At 44.5% G+C, this 13,046-nt stretch carries 25 protein-coding genes and 1 pseudogene; 2 read left to right on the forward strand and 24 right to left on the reverse strand.

Annotated elements, in window-relative coordinates; all coding sequences use genetic code 11:
- Positions 1–319: 319 nt before the first annotated feature.
- From BBD42_RS31270 to BBD42_RS31370, 22 genes are all read right to left on the reverse strand, one after another.
- Entirely contained in the window at positions 320–718 is a 399-nt protein-coding gene (locus BBD42_RS31270; RefSeq protein WP_099521334.1) for a hypothetical protein, read from the reverse strand.
- A 206-nt stretch (positions 719–924) separates the two neighbouring features.
- Positions 925–1,137 (reverse strand): hypothetical protein, encoded by a 213-nt coding sequence (locus BBD42_RS31275; RefSeq protein WP_099521335.1) that lies wholly within the window; start codon positions 1,135–1,137, stop codon positions 925–927.
- A 24-nt stretch (positions 1,138–1,161) separates the two neighbouring features.
- Complete coding sequence (locus BBD42_RS31280) at positions 1,162–1,395, reverse strand: hypothetical protein (protein ID WP_099521336.1); 234 nt, start codon at positions 1,393–1,395, stop codon at positions 1,162–1,164.
- 293 nt (positions 1,396–1,688) lie between these two features.
- A complete protein-coding gene (locus BBD42_RS31285; protein ID WP_099521337.1) occupies positions 1,689–2,045 on the reverse strand; it encodes an ASCH domain-containing protein in 357 nt (118 codons plus the stop codon).
- 14 nt (positions 2,046–2,059) lie between these two features.
- Positions 2,060–2,293 (reverse strand): hypothetical protein, encoded by a 234-nt coding sequence (locus BBD42_RS31290; RefSeq protein ID WP_099521338.1) that lies wholly within the window; start codon positions 2,291–2,293, stop codon positions 2,060–2,062.
- Positions 2,286–3,128: a ParM/StbA family protein gene (locus BBD42_RS31295; RefSeq protein WP_099521339.1), complete on the reverse strand. Its 843-nt coding sequence runs from the start codon at positions 3,126–3,128 to the stop codon at positions 2,286–2,288. The genes BBD42_RS31290 and BBD42_RS31295 overlap by 8 nt, the downstream gene beginning before the upstream one ends.
- 110 nt (positions 3,129–3,238) lie before the next feature.
- Positions 3,239–4,627, reverse strand: a complete 1,389-nt coding sequence (dnaB, locus tag BBD42_RS31300; protein ID WP_099521340.1) for a replicative DNA helicase — start codon at positions 4,625–4,627, stop codon at positions 3,239–3,241.
- Between the two features lie 16 nt (positions 4,628–4,643).
- Complete coding sequence (locus BBD42_RS31305) at positions 4,644–4,988, reverse strand: replicative helicase loader/inhibitor (RefSeq protein WP_099521341.1); 345 nt, start codon at positions 4,986–4,988, stop codon at positions 4,644–4,646.
- Entirely contained in the window at positions 4,966–5,841 is an 876-nt protein-coding gene (locus tag BBD42_RS31310; protein WP_099521342.1) for a helix-turn-helix domain-containing protein, read from the reverse strand. Before BBD42_RS31310 ends, BBD42_RS31305 begins: the two co-directional genes overlap by 23 nt.
- A gap of 25 nt (positions 5,842–5,866) precedes the next feature.
- On the reverse strand, positions 5,867–6,865 hold the full coding sequence (locus BBD42_RS31315; RefSeq protein WP_216364900.1) for a DUF3102 domain-containing protein: 999 nt from the start codon (positions 6,863–6,865) through the stop codon (positions 5,867–5,869).
- Between the two features lie 12 nt (positions 6,866–6,877).
- Complete coding sequence (locus BBD42_RS31320; protein ID WP_099521343.1) at positions 6,878–7,198, reverse strand: hypothetical protein; 321 nt, start codon at positions 7,196–7,198, stop codon at positions 6,878–6,880.
- Between the two features lie 60 nt (positions 7,199–7,258).
- Positions 7,259–7,978, reverse strand: a complete 720-nt coding sequence (locus BBD42_RS31325; RefSeq protein WP_099521344.1) for a hypothetical protein — start codon at positions 7,976–7,978, stop codon at positions 7,259–7,261.
- Positions 7,979–8,006: 28 nt separating this feature from the next.
- Positions 8,007–8,393 (reverse strand): replication terminator protein, encoded by a 387-nt coding sequence (locus BBD42_RS31330; RefSeq protein WP_099521345.1) that lies wholly within the window; start codon positions 8,391–8,393, stop codon positions 8,007–8,009.
- 36 nt (positions 8,394–8,429) lie between these two features.
- A complete protein-coding gene (locus BBD42_RS31935; RefSeq protein WP_172455686.1) occupies positions 8,430–8,582 on the reverse strand; it encodes a DUF6906 family protein in 153 nt (50 codons plus the stop codon).
- Positions 8,583–8,586: 4 nt separating this feature from the next.
- Positions 8,587–8,775, reverse strand: a complete 189-nt coding sequence (locus BBD42_RS31335) for a hypothetical protein (protein WP_099521346.1) — start codon at positions 8,773–8,775, stop codon at positions 8,587–8,589.
- Between the two features lie 114 nt (positions 8,776–8,889).
- Positions 8,890–9,624 (reverse strand): DNA-methyltransferase, encoded by a 735-nt coding sequence (locus tag BBD42_RS31340; protein WP_237163301.1) that lies wholly within the window; start codon positions 9,622–9,624, stop codon positions 8,890–8,892.
- Between the two features lie 127 nt (positions 9,625–9,751).
- Positions 9,752–10,141, reverse strand: a complete 390-nt coding sequence (locus tag BBD42_RS31345) for a hypothetical protein (RefSeq protein WP_216364901.1) — start codon at positions 10,139–10,141, stop codon at positions 9,752–9,754.
- Positions 10,141–10,350 carry a hypothetical protein gene (locus BBD42_RS31350; protein ID WP_099521347.1) on the reverse strand — a complete coding sequence of 70 codons (210 nt, stop codon included), beginning with the start codon at positions 10,348–10,350 and terminating at the stop codon, positions 10,141–10,143. Before BBD42_RS31350 ends, BBD42_RS31345 begins: the two co-directional genes overlap by 1 nt.
- A 16-nt stretch (positions 10,351–10,366) precedes the next feature.
- Positions 10,367–10,621 carry a helix-turn-helix domain-containing protein gene (locus BBD42_RS31355; RefSeq protein WP_099521348.1) on the reverse strand — a complete coding sequence of 85 codons (255 nt, stop codon included), beginning with the start codon at positions 10,619–10,621 and terminating at the stop codon, positions 10,367–10,369.
- A gap of 131 nt (positions 10,622–10,752) precedes the next feature.
- On the reverse strand, positions 10,753–11,070 hold the full coding sequence (locus tag BBD42_RS31360; RefSeq protein WP_099521349.1) for a hypothetical protein: 318 nt from the start codon (positions 11,068–11,070) through the stop codon (positions 10,753–10,755).
- A 10-nt stretch (positions 11,071–11,080) separates the two neighbouring features.
- Positions 11,081–11,413, reverse strand: a complete 333-nt coding sequence (locus tag BBD42_RS31365; protein WP_099521350.1) for a DUF771 domain-containing protein — start codon at positions 11,411–11,413, stop codon at positions 11,081–11,083.
- Between the two features lie 12 nt (positions 11,414–11,425).
- A complete protein-coding gene (locus BBD42_RS31370; RefSeq protein WP_099521351.1) occupies positions 11,426–11,665 on the reverse strand; it encodes a helix-turn-helix transcriptional regulator in 240 nt (79 codons plus the stop codon).
- A gap of 153 nt (positions 11,666–11,818) precedes the next feature.
- Between BBD42_RS31370 and BBD42_RS32930 the strand changes: the two are divergent.
- A pseudogene (locus BBD42_RS32930) lies at positions 11,819–12,008 on the forward strand (helix-turn-helix domain-containing protein); the annotation flags it as partial.
- 135 nt (positions 12,009–12,143) lie between these two features.
- Here the strand turns inward: BBD42_RS32930 and BBD42_RS32610 are convergent.
- Entirely contained in the window at positions 12,144–12,269 is a 126-nt protein-coding gene (locus tag BBD42_RS32610) for a hypothetical protein (protein ID WP_257790760.1), read from the reverse strand.
- 92 nt (positions 12,270–12,361) lie between these two features.
- Between BBD42_RS32610 and BBD42_RS32935 the strand changes: the two genes are divergently transcribed.
- A complete protein-coding gene (locus BBD42_RS32935; protein ID WP_099521353.1) occupies positions 12,362–12,574 on the forward strand; it encodes a helix-turn-helix domain-containing protein in 213 nt (70 codons plus the stop codon).
- Between the two features lie 183 nt (positions 12,575–12,757).
- Here the strand turns inward: BBD42_RS32935 and BBD42_RS31385 are convergent, their stop codons facing one another.
- Entirely contained in the window at positions 12,758–13,030 is a 273-nt protein-coding gene (locus BBD42_RS31385) for a LytTR family transcriptional regulator DNA-binding domain-containing protein (protein ID WP_172455687.1), read from the reverse strand.
- Positions 13,031–13,046: the final 16 nt, after the last annotated feature.

Raw genomic sequence — 13,046 nt, forward strand, 5'->3', positions numbered from 1 at the left:
AACCGGCTCGCCTCCCTTCTATATAAAAAAGAGCCGCCGAAGCGACTCCATAATTGTCCTTTCGTCAGCTGGTCGGGACACAATGATCCGGCCAACTGAACAAGGGACAAGTCAACCTTGTTTATAGGGTTTCCAACCCCACCTCTTCTCCACACGTTCGACGATTAACGTCTAAGGCTAAACAGCCCACCGCATGGCCGAGTCCTGCAACAAAAAAAGATAAGGGATACAGCAGGAGTCTCCCGAGCTTTCGCTCTATTGACTCTACTGTATCCCTTGTGGCGTTTTTTCGTAGCGGCAGGATAACGGCATTCCACCGTCATTTTACCGTCATTATTTTGAGCGATTCTGCTACAGACTCTATTCCCTTCTGGAGCTTCCGCTCTACGGTTCGATCATCCATCATTTCAGCAAAATGATCCACCGTTACTGCATGCTTATTCCCTTCGACATATCGATACTTTATTATCTCTTTCACTTCTACGTCAATAATAAGATTTATTGCGCTGCTTAAATCCAGTGCTCTATTTTTAAGTTGATCGTATACAGCGCTCTGTTGAATCGAAAGTGTCTCCAAGCCGCGACGCTCAAATTCAGCAATCACGGCTTGGCACTTATGATACTGATTGAGTCGCTTTTTCGCCTCCTGGATATCTTCCTTTGAAGCGCTAGGAAACAACTCTAATTGCTCACCTTTATCTAGTTCCAAAGCCATCATGCCTCTCACCCCTAAATGTGCTATAATGATTTTAGGTAGTGAGATTACCGCTTAAGCCCCTTTAACCACGTTCCCCAACGATTCGTAAAGGGGCTTTTTTGCGTCCAATTCCAAATTTCCGATTTTTCCATCAAGCTGAATCAGCAGATTATTCAATTGCTCTAGCTGCTGGTGGATCGACGCTGTACTCTCTCTCAATTTACGCCCTACCCTTCTACCCGTTTTAAAAACTCCGTTGCAAATCCACCACTGAATCCTTCCAGCTTAATAACTTCCGATCCACATAAATCCCAAGGTTCGGAGCATGTAGTCCATACCCTATCGGCATATTGTGGCCTACGCGCTTCATAGCAAGAGTGCATAACTACCTGTTCACCTGGTTTAAGCCCACTCTTTTTCAACTTCGGTTGTTTTCTCATTTCACACATCTCCCTTACTATTTTTTAGCCCCAATGTCCATGACGCTTTAATATCTCCACAATCTCCGCTGCATACGATTCGTCCGTATTTATGACAATGTAACTGTTGTTGCTAGCTGGTGCCTTACCCTCCTCGATGCGCCGACTATCAATCGTCGCTCCGATGACTCCGATCTGCGCTCGTTGGGTAGCAGACAAGTAGGACTCCACATCCTCGATTTTATGCACAATGTATTTACGCTGCATTCCTTTAATCATGTTATTTCCCCCATGTAATTGATTATTTATTGATGCTGTATCCTGCTCTACCCCTCTTATGAATTGAATAATTCAGCAGTAATGATAACTATAATTTAAGGTGCAAAAATTTTTTTGGTAGAAAGGAGGGGTTCTCATGAATTGGATAAAGAAAATCTTGAAAAACAATAGTTATAGGAAAGCTATTATCCGTAAGGTTGTCTTGGGCATCATAATTTCAATTATTGGAAAGTTTCTGTCTGATTTTCTTAGTGGGCTGCTGTAATGCAGCCTTCCTTTAAGTTATTCAATATTCAAACGCTGTTCGCAAGATTTACCCATATAACCGCACCTTGAGGATGGATGTATGGTATCGGTTCTGGGTAGATTACCGGATTCGTTAACACCCAAGCTTTCATCTCGTGAGCACCGACTATGCTGTCTGGCTTTTGACCTACTTGGATACAATGCTTATTACGACTGTTCATGTATGTTGCAAGGGTTACATCCAAACAATCCACTAGTTCCACGGTGCCGAATATTTGACCACTACCGCTCTTGATAATAGCGATTGTTCCGCGTATATGCGTCCTACGGCTACGTATTTCCCACGTCTTTGCACCAGACAGGATTAGGTCAGCCCATTTGGGTTTGATGATGAGTCCTTTCATTCCGCTTCCTCCTTCTAGATGAATCCTCCCACGCTATTACTGATAACCTGCTTGTCCGTTTTATCCTCTTCCAGCACGACGGCCGGAGCTGCCTGCATTACCGGCTGATGGATATTTAAACGGTCCCGATCTATAAGACGTCTTACATACTCGCTAAAACTGGCCCGCTTTCCCGCATGATCCAGCATCAATACATGATCTGGGTCATTCAAATTAAACTGCACACTTTTATTGATTGTCTTACTCACCGTATACCTCCTTTGCAAATGTGTAGAACGCTACTGCGTTTGCAAAAGTCGGCGATACTCTCTTGCCATTTACAAGTGGATGATATGGCGTTACGTTGGTATAGGAGCCTTGGAGAGCCTCAGCCACCTTATCCGCTACTCCTCCAATGACACGCACTGGATTATGCTTTCCCCATCTGTTTGCAGTCTTTGTTATCAGAGCCCGAGTCATTTCTGCAATATCCGGCTCTACATCCTGGTCCTTGCCAGTACCCATGCCGAAACCTTCAGTATCGGAAGCCCTGTCAATAAACAAAATTCGTTTGCCATCATTAAAGCATGTAGCCCAGTTAAACGTGCCGCCGCCTAAATCAGCTGTGTGGTAATATCCTGTCGGCGCTTCAAGCACCCCGGTTGATGCACACTCCGCAGCAACTTCAACGCGAGTGATATTAATTTTCTTACATATCCCATTTACAGTCAGTTCATGCTTTCCAAGCAGCATTTTCTTGATTGCCTTTTTTTCTTCGTCGTTGTGCTTGCTGATCGGCTGCCCGACCACAATTGCATTATCTACATCATTCGAGTGGCGATGAATTGCAAGCAGCACCCGCAGCTTTGCGTCTTCATTTGCCTTCGTTTCCCCTTTAAGACTGCCGCCGTAATCACTTTCAAACTGAGCAATTGTGCCAGCAAAGCCCAAACGGCCGTTGTACTTCCACTCCATGTCATCGTCGCCGAATACGTTTTTTAGCCTTCTTTCATGCCATTCGCCAATCGCCGAGTTGAATATAAAGGCTCCATTACGGTTTACAACCTTTACATATGCTGTTCCGGGGTCAATTCCTATAATCATTTGAAAAATCCCTTCTATTATAATAGTGGGTTAGTAACGGGTAAGTGATTTACTAATGAACGTCTATCCAAACAGCTTAATTACTACTCAGTAAGTAACCAGATAGTAAATTACGCCCCGCGCCTGTACATGTCAGGCACTCCATTACCTGTCGGCGGTGGGCCTTTAGGCAATTCTTCATGGGAACGGTCCATGTTCACAAATTTATTGAAATTCTTCAGGAAAATTAGCTCCACTGTACCGATAGGGCCATTTCGCTGCTTCGCCAGAATGATTTCAATGATGTTTTTCTTCTCCGATTCTTTATCGTAATAATCATCCCTATAAAGGAAGGCTACAATGTCAGCATCTTGCTCAATCGAACCGGATTCCCGAAGATCGGACATTAGCGGTCGCTTGTCCTGACGTTGCTCCACGCCTCGGCTCAGCTGTGACAGTGCGATAACCGGAACCTCAAGTTCACGGGCAAGCTGCTTCAGTGTACGGGAAATGTGCGCAACCTCTTCCTGACGGTTATTACCTCGACCATTCCCAGAGATAAGTTGCAGGTAATCAATTAGGATCAATCCTAATTTCCCTTCTCTCTTCAGGCGCCTACACTTAGAACGGATTTCATTCACTGTGATTCCTGGAGTGTCGTCAATGTAAATATCTGCTTCGGCAAGCTTGCTTACAGCATTGGTTATCTTCTCCCAATCGTCACCTTCAAACAGTCCCGTTCGCATTCTATTCGCATCAATATTTCCTTCAGCACATATCATCCTGCGAACAAGCTGTCCTTCAGACATTTCAAGGCTGAATATGGCAACCGATTCTCCCGTTCTAATTCCAACGTTCTGGCCTATATTGAGCGCTAAAGCCGTTTTTCCCATTGATGGCCTTGCAGCAATTATGATTAAATCACCGTCATGGAATCCGGCCGTCATATTGTCAAGATCGGTGAAGCATGAACGAACACCGATTACTCCTTTATTAATGTACCTGTTGTTGTAAAGATGCTCCGTTTCGTCTACCACCTTAAACAGCACATCTTTTATCTTCGACATTCCCTTTGAACCTAGAGCCTGGTCGGAAAGTTTGGAAAATGATACCTCGGCTTTTTCTATGAAGCCTGAAAAATCATCACTGTTGGCTGCCTGCTCTGACAGCTCAGACATTGTTTCAATTGCTTGCCTGCGTTTAAACATTTCCTCTACTCGATCAGTGTAGAAGCCCACATTTGCAGCAGTAGGAACAGCAGCTGAAAGTCTTGATAAATAACTGACTCCGCCTATAGAATCTATTTCCTCTGAATCTTGTAAATATGATGTTAGAGAAACTAAATCAAGTGGAATTGGTGGTGAAGCTTCTTTGATTCTAGTCATAGCTCTATAAATACGTGCATGCGCAATGTCGGAGAACTCTCCGCCGACCAGTTGGGCGCTTACGGTATCATAAGCATCAGCGTCAACCAAAATAGCACCTAAAACCGACTGCTCCGCTTGAATATCCACGGGCATATAAATGTTGCTTCTTTCACTCAATGACTTCACCTCGCAGCTTATCTTTAAGAGCCTGCCAATAGCCTTCAGGCGGTGGATTGTTTTCATTGGCCCAAGCCACCAAATTAGATTGATGCAAGGCAGCCTGATCTTTGCTACGCTCCCTATCTAGCTGATCGCCTAGCTTGCCGCGAATATCTGCAATCTTGGGTGGGAATCTATCAACCAAAATATGATCATCTACGTTTTTCATTGCAGCGTCGAACGGGAAATCCTTTAGATATTTATAGTGCCGATCAACCTCATCGTCGCTGTCATCGAAGGCAGCGTAATTATCCTTGATAACGATGAACAGCTCATACACTTCGGCTTTGTTCACTTCTCCGTGCCTCCTCAGCTCGACGACGTAAATCGTCCTTATCTCGTTGCTGCTTACTTCTCCGAGATGGCGAAACTCCAAGGGCGACTGGTACGTGCGGCACCGCTCCAGTTATGGTTGTGTCCACCTTGCTACGCTCCCACTCGCTATAGCAGCGTGGTATGCAATAGCTCATGTTGCGTATTTCATCCCTTGCATGCTGTGGCTTGTATTCGGCAAAGGAATTATCAATGCTGGTTTTAATTATCGAAAATGGTATTCCTGTAGCCACCAGCTTTTTCACCTCAGCAAAATCATTCGTGCTAAGCGTGAATCCCTTGCCTCGTTTTTGGAGGAAGTATTTTTCTACTTCCATAGCTCTGCGAATGATTTCGTCAGGATCAGTAATAACAACATCTTTAAAGACTGTAATATCTTTATTAGATGGCTCATTTTTGCACTCCTGATGGTTCATATTTGAGCTATCTGTAGGTTCATGATGGCTCATTTCTGCACCTTCTGAAATGCTAGATGGTTCATTTATGCCCCTTCTGTTTTCGCCAAATTTCTTCGAATTACGCACCGAAATTATAATTCCGTATGGAGCTCGTTTCGTATGAATGTAATCATGCTGCTCCAGCGTCTCAATCCAGCGCTTGACCGTTGATCGATTGACCCCAAACTGTTCCGCCAATCGATCAATCTTAACTGGTGCTCCTCCTAATACAACCCCCCACGTTATTCCGTCCCGAACAGCGTCTTTTGTAGTGGAGCTGACGCACCATAAAAACAGCCAGATAGCCGAATTAATTTGCTTATAATGAATTGGGTCTAAAACGCCGGAGTACACGGGGAATGGATAGCTGTTCGACATAGTCTCTCCCCTTCCAATTGCTCAGTTAAAATAGCGCCCGCAGCTGATCCGCAACGTTTGCCGCAGCAGCCTTAAGTTTTACTTTCTCCTCCGGTTCCTTGACCTCTTCAATTGCTGTAACTAATATTTTCCCTTGATCAATGATCCCCTGAAGATAAAACTTCGCTTTAAGGAACGCTTCATTATTACTCCGCTCAAGTTGTTTCATAAGCTTGTCCAACTGCTCTTGCAGCGTTGCTTCCTTCTCAGCTGCCTGCGCCTTTAGCTCCTGTTCTTGCTGCTGAAGACGTTCTGCAAGCTCCGCTTCCTTCTGCTTTAATTCCTCTTCCAGCTCCTTAGCCTTTTCAGCAGCTGCACTAGAAGCTTTCTCTGCTTTGCGCAGCTCCGTTTTAAGTTTGGCAGTCTCTGTTTTATTTCCTGACTGCTGTGCCTTTTCAATTTCTTGCTCCAGCTCGCGAACCTTGTCTTCCTGAGATTTGCGCAACGCAAGTTCTGCTTGATATTGCTCATAAACAGCTGCTTGTTGCTCTTTCTGCGTCGCGGCCCAACCTTTAAAATTGGCTTCTAGTATTTCCGCATGCGCTTCCGATGCATCAAGCCTCAATTTCAAGGATTCTTTTTCCTTTTCAGCCTCTTGCTGTGCCTTTATAGCCGCCTGCAACTCGCGAGTAGACATTCCAGATGCATTATGCTCCTCTGCAAACGCCTCTCTTTCCTCGGCTGGTAAACTCAGCAATGCAACAGCCTGGCTATAGCTCAAATTCCCAAGCGTTTGGCTATCTGCATATTCAGCAGCTACTTTCATAAAGTTGTTTGCGCTAGATTGCCCGTAACTAACATTAGTCTGTAGCCAATTACCCCATTCACCATGGGCCACCAGTTCCTTCGCTTCAGTCAATCGGCGACCAATCTCGATGGCAGACTGCAATACATACTTACGTGCCTGAACATCAATGCTTCTGATCTCAGCCGCGATCACTTCCGGCGTCCGTACAATTTCCTTTGCTTGTTTAGCTCTAGCCACACACTATTCCCCCTAAAGTAAATCATCCAATGAAACGTTAAAATGGACTGGCGCTGCTTCCGCTTCTTTTTTTGGAACGGAAACACCGAAGTATTGAAGCACAATAGCGAATGCCTCCTCATCGGTAAGCGCCCCGTTACTATGAATAGCTGCTTGCTGCATGGCCTGAATGCTACCTTCCACGCTTTTGCCTTCTACTAATATCAAATGCGAGTGTGTCGGATTTTCACGGATATGATTTATCAGGAAGCCTCCGATCACAGGGACATACTTATTCACCTTGTCAGCACTCCCGATATCTGCCTGAAGCTTCCGTAAAGCCTGCTGCAACATCCCGTATGCCTCCCTATAGGATGCGCTGACAGGTCATACCTGCCAGCGCCAAATGATTAATTAACCTACAATGACAACCTGCTTTGCTTCGATTTGACGACTGAGCTGAGAACTTAAATATTGCTTGATTTCAGCAATGGCAACGATTTTCCACGCTCCGCCATCGGCTTCAAACAATGCCGCACTCGGACCGTCCTTCATCCTTAATACAAAAGCAGATTCCGGTTGCTCAACTTCGACAAAGGTTCTGAAAGGCTTGAGATATACCGGATTCGGCACCTTCACGTTTTCAACCGTTGCAATTCCGGCCTTCGCAGTTACTTGCTGGCTTACTCCATCGTCGCCAACACCAACAACCTTTTCTTCCTTGACGTTCCCGATCACTGCAAGCACGGATGCGCGCATATCTGTCTGCACAAAGCAGCTCTGCAATAAAATGTTGAATTGCTCAAGCCCGCAGAACTTGTCAAAAGGAATATCCGGCAACAGCGCCTGGGCATAAATCAAGGTGTTACGTTCAAGTTCGCGATTGTACCCGCCCACTACGCTAACATCCGTTGGCGACTTGACATGGATCAATACAGGCAGTTTACCGTCGAAATCATTTGTGATATATTCCACGATTCCGGATAGGTTGTGAACTTTCAAAGGGGTAACCGTCGGCTCGGTGATACGCTTAAGGTCATTATTGGTGTAAATCTGGCCATTAATTTCTTCCGTTTTAATAGGCGCAAATACTGGTGCAAGGCCCAAAATCTTTTCGATTGCTTCTTTAATCATTACAAAATCCCTCCGAAATATTATTGAATTACCTGAATACGCCGTTTACTACGTTTTTTAAACCTTCAGGAGCAGCGCCTGTACCATCTACGACAGCGCCTGCATTGTTCATCATCATTTGATTGCGATCTTGTTGAGTTAATAGCTCCGCTACTACTCCATTGCCCTGGTTGTCATAATCAAAAACGAATCGTGACGGAACGCCCTCTCTCGATGCCAGCGATGCAGTTACCTGCGTATCGACAGCAGCCGACTGACGGTCCTTATCCGGCTTGATGGTTAATTTGATTGTCAATGTCCGGTTTGCAACGGCGCTAGTGTTAGGGTCGAGCACGTTATCAGCGATGCGCTGAAGCTCATTTTTGATTTGTTCTGCAACCGCGCCGCCAGCTAGCGTATTAATGTTGATATTCATATGGATTTCACCTCCTCTCAATGAAGTAGGGAAAGGTTAGGCCGGAATGACGCGAGGCTTGCCAGACACGCGATGCACAATATGCAGCTGATGTGGCTCACTCTTAAACACGAGCCAGTTTTCTGGCGTCAGCTTTACATTGGCAATCGCCTGCTTCTGGCGCCTTGTCGGATTCTTCCCGTTCTTCACAGCTTCACCTCCCCCACTTTTTAATTGCGGGCTTCCGCTTAGCTTCTACTACAGCGGACTCAAAAAATATAAGAGGTTTGCCAGTATCCGGCTGAAGCTTGAACAACGTCCGCGCATGTCCCCAAATCTCAGTTACCTCTCCTACCGATCCGCAGGCCGTGCGCACTACATCGCCCTTAAGTATGTATATCATCCGGATACCCTCCCCTCTTGATGCTTGCCCCGCATCGTCCGACGCCCCGATCATGCCGATCTGAACGCCCGACGACAAAGGCAAACGCCTATGTCGCTTACTAGTCACCAATATTCATACAACCAATTGCGTCTGGACCACTTTCAGTCGTTCGTTGGCAATGTCAATATAGCGCTGCTCCTTCTCTATTCCAACAAAGTTTCTATTACACCTAGCTGCAGCCACAGCAGTTGTTCCGCTACCGATGCAGTTGTCTAGAATCAAATCACCATCGTTTGTGTATGTCCGAATGAGGTATTCGAAGAGTGCGACAGGTTTCTGCGTTGGGTGGTATCGTTCCCTGTCTCTCGGATAGTAAAGTACGTCAACCGGATAACGATCTGTTTGCCCCCCGCCTTCGGTACCGATATTCGTCTTTCCGTAGTTACTGCCATCACTTGTGTGTTTTTTGAATCGATTTACTGGCTTGTGCCCACTGGTCTTTTGAGGATTATACGTTGGCAATTTTTTATAAAAGACAAGTACGTTTTCATGTACCTTCAGCGGCATCCGCTTTGCATTCAGGAATCCGGTACTGTTGTTTTTTATCCAAATCCATTCATAACGAAGAAGCTGCAGGTTGCTGGCTCCCAGAACCTTATCGAATGGTGTTTGAGCTGTAAGAACAATCGCACCATGATCCTTAATCAAGCGGTTGTACTCAAACCAAAGCTTGTCCAACGGGATGACGCTATCCCAAGAATTTTCAGTGGTACCGTAAGGCAAATCGCAAAGGATCATATCGAAGCTCTTGTCAGGAAGAGTAGGCATGATCTCCAAGCAGTCACCATGAAATATTTGATTTTTCACGGCTAGTTAATCCCTCCCCAAATCAATTTTCGTATCCATCAAATAAACGAAATAGGTCTGTCCACAATAAGGGCAAGCTGGCTCCTCCGTTATCTTAGGGTCCGTTGCATATACCCCTTCGCAAATCTCACAACGATGAACAGATAGTATCTTGAAAACTGGCATGGTCACGCCTCCCTTCCAGATAGGTTCCCGTTCCTCCAGCTTCCCGAACCGACCGTTTGAACCGGATTCCCTCCTCCTGCTCGTCCAGCCAAAGATGGCACCATTTGCAAACATGGAACAAATCGTCTACCGCTGTCTTATGATCAATGAGGCGACGCCCTATCGTGTGCGCTCTCTCTGTTGCTAATCGGCCCTGACAACGTTCCCGCACCTCACATTTCTCGCCAGACCGCTCGCGCAGCTCCGCATCAACTTCCGCGCTGATCGCGCCGAGCTTCTTTTGTTTGGAGCTTGTCCGCCTGCTTTTGGCTGGCTTCGGTACCGGATTATAAGATGCTGCAAAATTCACCATTATGAAATTCCCCGTTGCCGCTTCCGGCTTGTCGTGCTATACTCCATGTATCCAATAATTTGCTTGTCCGAAAATGTCCAGTTACAGCTGGGCATTTTCGCTTTTCTAGCCCTTGAAATCTTAACCTCGTAAAATTCCAAAAATGTTGTAACAATCATTCCCGCGAATAACACCGCGCCTATCGCCTGCCACCACCAAGTATTAATCAACCAAATCCCTCCTTTATTAAGCTGCACCCGATACTTGCAAAATGGTCTGCAAGATCGTTACCGGATCAGTCCCGCCTACCAAGGCATAGCCGACGTCTTTCGCATTTGTCTTATCCAACCAAGTCAAAAATGTTTGCATGTCAGCAAGCTTATGTCCCTTCTCAAACTTGGATATGCAGCTGCGTGAGCGATTTAGTAACTCCGCCAACTTCTCTTGGCTCAGCCCAGCTCGCTCGCGACATGCATGTAACACCGCTCCAAATCCTAGCATCCTCCTACCCTCCTTTCGTTCCAATTTGGAACAGGCGTTCCGACTATTCTGTTGTAAAATAAAACCATACCGTAACTGCCTGTTTGCCTCTCATCCCCTGCCCGACATCGACAACGGTGTCGGGCAATTTTTTAGCAGAAACGCATTCGGATGGCTTCAAGCGCTAAACGCTTGTTGTTACTATCTAAGTAGTCCATGTCCGATAGATTGACTTTGTTACTATCGCTATACAGGTGCAGCGCAAGGTCGAGCATGAATTTTTCTGATTCCGACCATGGTTTGGACAAGGTTTTCAAAGCAGCCGTTTTGATGATTCCTTCAGGAATATTGAAATATTTCGCTGTGAAGTACATACGCAACTTATCATTCTGGCTAAACAGGTGCAGCGTGCCTTTCCAATGACGATCCTGCATAAGATGTGCTGGAATCGTTGTCGCTTGGTTTGTCATGATACAGCTCCTATGCTATTTGGTTTTTAAATATCTGGTCGAAACGTCGATCCAAGAACTCGGCCATCTTGCCAGCCTGGAAGCTCCAAAGCTGCCCTTTTGATTTGGGGTAAAACACAAACCCGCCAAACTCGACGTCTAATATCTTCCTGAATCGCGAAGGATAAAGAATATTCTCTTTAATCCACTCGCTCTTACGGTTAATGCGTTTTTCGACGTCTTGCATGTTCCAATAAACACCTGCAAGATCAGATCGTTTCAACTGCTCAAGCTCAATCTTGCTGATCAATACCGAATCGGCTGGAATCGGTATTGTCAGCTGAACACTTAGTTGCTGTTCCATGCCTTCATCCTCCTATGCACTATTTTCATTTGCCGATTCGTTTTCAGGAAACAATTCGTTTCTTTTTGGAGCAAAAAAAATATCATCTACTTTTTTTCTGTAAAAATCAGCAATTTTCTTTGCTAATTCTAAAGATGGGGTTCTAGCACCTCTTTCGATTGCTCCGAGCATTTGAGTGGTTATCCCGACACTTTTAGCAATCTCATTGCGTGATCTTTTACCTCGTAATTCAATTAATTTTCTTCTTACCATACCGTGTTCACCACCTTAGGAAACAATTCGTTTCTTTGTAAAGCAAATATAACAGAAACAAAACGTTTCTGTCAATGCTTTTAGAAACTTATCGTGTCTATCGTTGGAAACAATAAGTTTCATGGATATAATGATTTTAAGGAGTGATAGTTTATGCTTGGGGAAAGAATAGCAGCCTTGAGAAAAAAACGTGGACTAAGTCAGTATGAATTGGCAGAGCGTTTAGGGTTTTCTCGTGGAAAACTAGCAAATTATGAGCAAGGGACTCGTCAGCCAGACTATGACACACTAAATAAAATTGCTACTTTTTTTGAAGTAACGACTGATTTCTTGCTCGGTAGATCCGATGAAACTAACAAGCAAATCGTCCCTTATCAATTATTAGAGGAAACAAGTGAAATTGACGAAAAACTAAGCGAAGCATTGAGAAATCTAACTGATGAACACAAGGACTTATTGCTAAGACTGATCCAAAATATTAAAGAATGATGATTTCTTTTATCAACAATCGTACTTTATTGAACTCTGGTATATCCGGCATAATTGCCATTAAAGATTCAAGTTCTTTGATTGTAGCTGTTTTAATGAAGTCTTCAATTCCCATTGCTGATCACCTACCGTTTTTTATCAGTATAAACCGAACAAATGTTCCTGCACAATAAGTATTTTAAATATCACATTTCGTAAGGAGGTATTATGGCTCTCCCTAGGATCGGGAGCAGCCGCTTATTAGAGCATTTGACTCGTGTCGGATTGTCTCAAACTGATTTTGCTCGCAGATTAAAAGTGTCGGATTCATTTGTCTCCAGAATCATTAATGGAGAGCGTCACTTCAATCTTGAGAGAGCGAAACAGGCCTCTTGCATACTAGGGTGCGAAGTCGATGAATTAAACCATTGGGTGTACTAATAGGTCGGCTGTTGACGCTTAGGCGTCTCCCGCCTAGAAATTTTGACGTATGAGTCAAAACCAATTCATGATTCATCGTCCTTCTCATTATTCTAACATTTTATGTCGCATTACGCTGTCGTTTTATGACACAAAAAACAAACCAAATTTGTAACACATTTGGTTTGAAACTGGTTTTATTGTCTATTCGTGTCGAATTACTTCCTCCAATCGTCGAATATGTCTTCGTGGAATATAACAAATTTGATCTGAATTTTTAAAATATATTACGTTTCCCTCTATCTCTCGTATGCATTCTTTCTGAATTAACTTACTTTGATCTATTTTAACGAATCCTAACGGCTCCAGTAATATTTCTAATTGCTCCATGATTGTTCCGCTCAATTCTTCATTTTGAGTAGTCTTCATTACTATCTTTCTGTTCTCAATCCTCACAATCATAATTTCATTTTCCATGACAATCACCTCTTCG

The organism is Paenibacillus sp. BIHB 4019 (assembly GCF_002741035.1).
GTDB lineage: Bacteria > Bacillota > Bacilli > Paenibacillales > Paenibacillaceae > Pristimantibacillus.

What these genes read in the sequence shown, in the direction of transcription:
- BBD42_RS31270 (WP_099521334.1), bottom strand. Translation starts at nt 718, where the DNA reads ATGATGGCTTTGGAACTAGATAAAGGTGAGCAATTAGAGTTGTTTCCT.
- BBD42_RS31275 (WP_099521335.1), bottom strand. Translation starts at nt 1,137, where the DNA reads ATGAGAAAACAACCGAAGTTGAAAAAGAGTGGGCTTAAACCAGGTGAA.
- BBD42_RS31280 (WP_099521336.1), bottom strand. Translation starts at nt 1,395, where the DNA reads ATGATTAAAGGAATGCAGCGTAAATACATTGTGCATAAAATCGAGGAT.
- BBD42_RS31285 (WP_099521337.1), bottom strand. Translation starts at nt 2,045, where the DNA reads ATGAAAGGACTCATCATCAAACCCAAATGGGCTGACCTAATCCTGTCT.
- BBD42_RS31295 (WP_099521339.1), bottom strand. Translation starts at nt 3,128, where the DNA reads ATGATTATAGGAATTGACCCCGGAACAGCATATGTAAAGGTTGTAAAC.
- dnaB (WP_099521340.1), bottom strand. Translation starts at nt 4,627, where the DNA reads ATGCCCGTGGATATTCAAGCGGAGCAGTCGGTTTTAGGTGCTATTTTG.
- BBD42_RS31310 (WP_099521342.1), bottom strand. Translation starts at nt 5,841, where the DNA reads ATGTCGAACAGCTATCCATTCCCCGTGTACTCCGGCGTTTTAGACCCA.
- BBD42_RS31320 (WP_099521343.1), bottom strand. Translation starts at nt 7,198, where the DNA reads ATGTTGCAGCAGGCTTTACGGAAGCTTCAGGCAGATATCGGGAGTGCT.
- BBD42_RS31325 (WP_099521344.1), bottom strand. Translation starts at nt 7,978, where the DNA reads ATGATTAAAGAAGCAATCGAAAAGATTTTGGGCCTTGCACCAGTATTT.
- BBD42_RS31330 (WP_099521345.1), bottom strand. Translation starts at nt 8,393, where the DNA reads ATGAATATCAACATTAATACGCTAGCTGGCGGCGCGGTTGCAGAACAA.
- BBD42_RS31335 (WP_099521346.1), bottom strand. Translation starts at nt 8,775, where the DNA reads ATGATATACATACTTAAGGGCGATGTAGTGCGCACGGCCTGCGGATCG.
- BBD42_RS31345 (WP_216364901.1), bottom strand. Translation starts at nt 10,141, where the DNA reads ATGGTGAATTTTGCAGCATCTTATAATCCGGTACCGAAGCCAGCCAAA.
- BBD42_RS31355 (WP_099521348.1), bottom strand. Translation starts at nt 10,621, where the DNA reads ATGCTAGGATTTGGAGCGGTGTTACATGCATGTCGCGAGCGAGCTGGG.
- BBD42_RS31360 (WP_099521349.1), bottom strand. Translation starts at nt 11,070, where the DNA reads ATGACAAACCAAGCGACAACGATTCCAGCACATCTTATGCAGGATCGT.
- BBD42_RS31365 (WP_099521350.1), bottom strand. Translation starts at nt 11,413, where the DNA reads ATGGAACAGCAACTAAGTGTTCAGCTGACAATACCGATTCCAGCCGAT.
- BBD42_RS31370 (WP_099521351.1), bottom strand. Translation starts at nt 11,665, where the DNA reads ATGGTAAGAAGAAAATTAATTGAATTACGAGGTAAAAGATCACGCAAT.
- BBD42_RS32610 (WP_257790760.1), bottom strand. Translation starts at nt 12,269, where the DNA reads ATGGGAATTGAAGACTTCATTAAAACAGCTACAATCAAAGAACTTGAA.
- BBD42_RS32935 (WP_099521353.1), top strand. Translation starts at nt 12,362, where the DNA reads ATGGCTCTCCCTAGGATCGGGAGCAGCCGCTTATTAGAGCATTTGACT.
- BBD42_RS31385 (WP_172455687.1), bottom strand. Translation starts at nt 13,030, where the DNA reads ATGGAAAATGAAATTATGATTGTGAGGATTGAGAACAGAAAGATAGTA.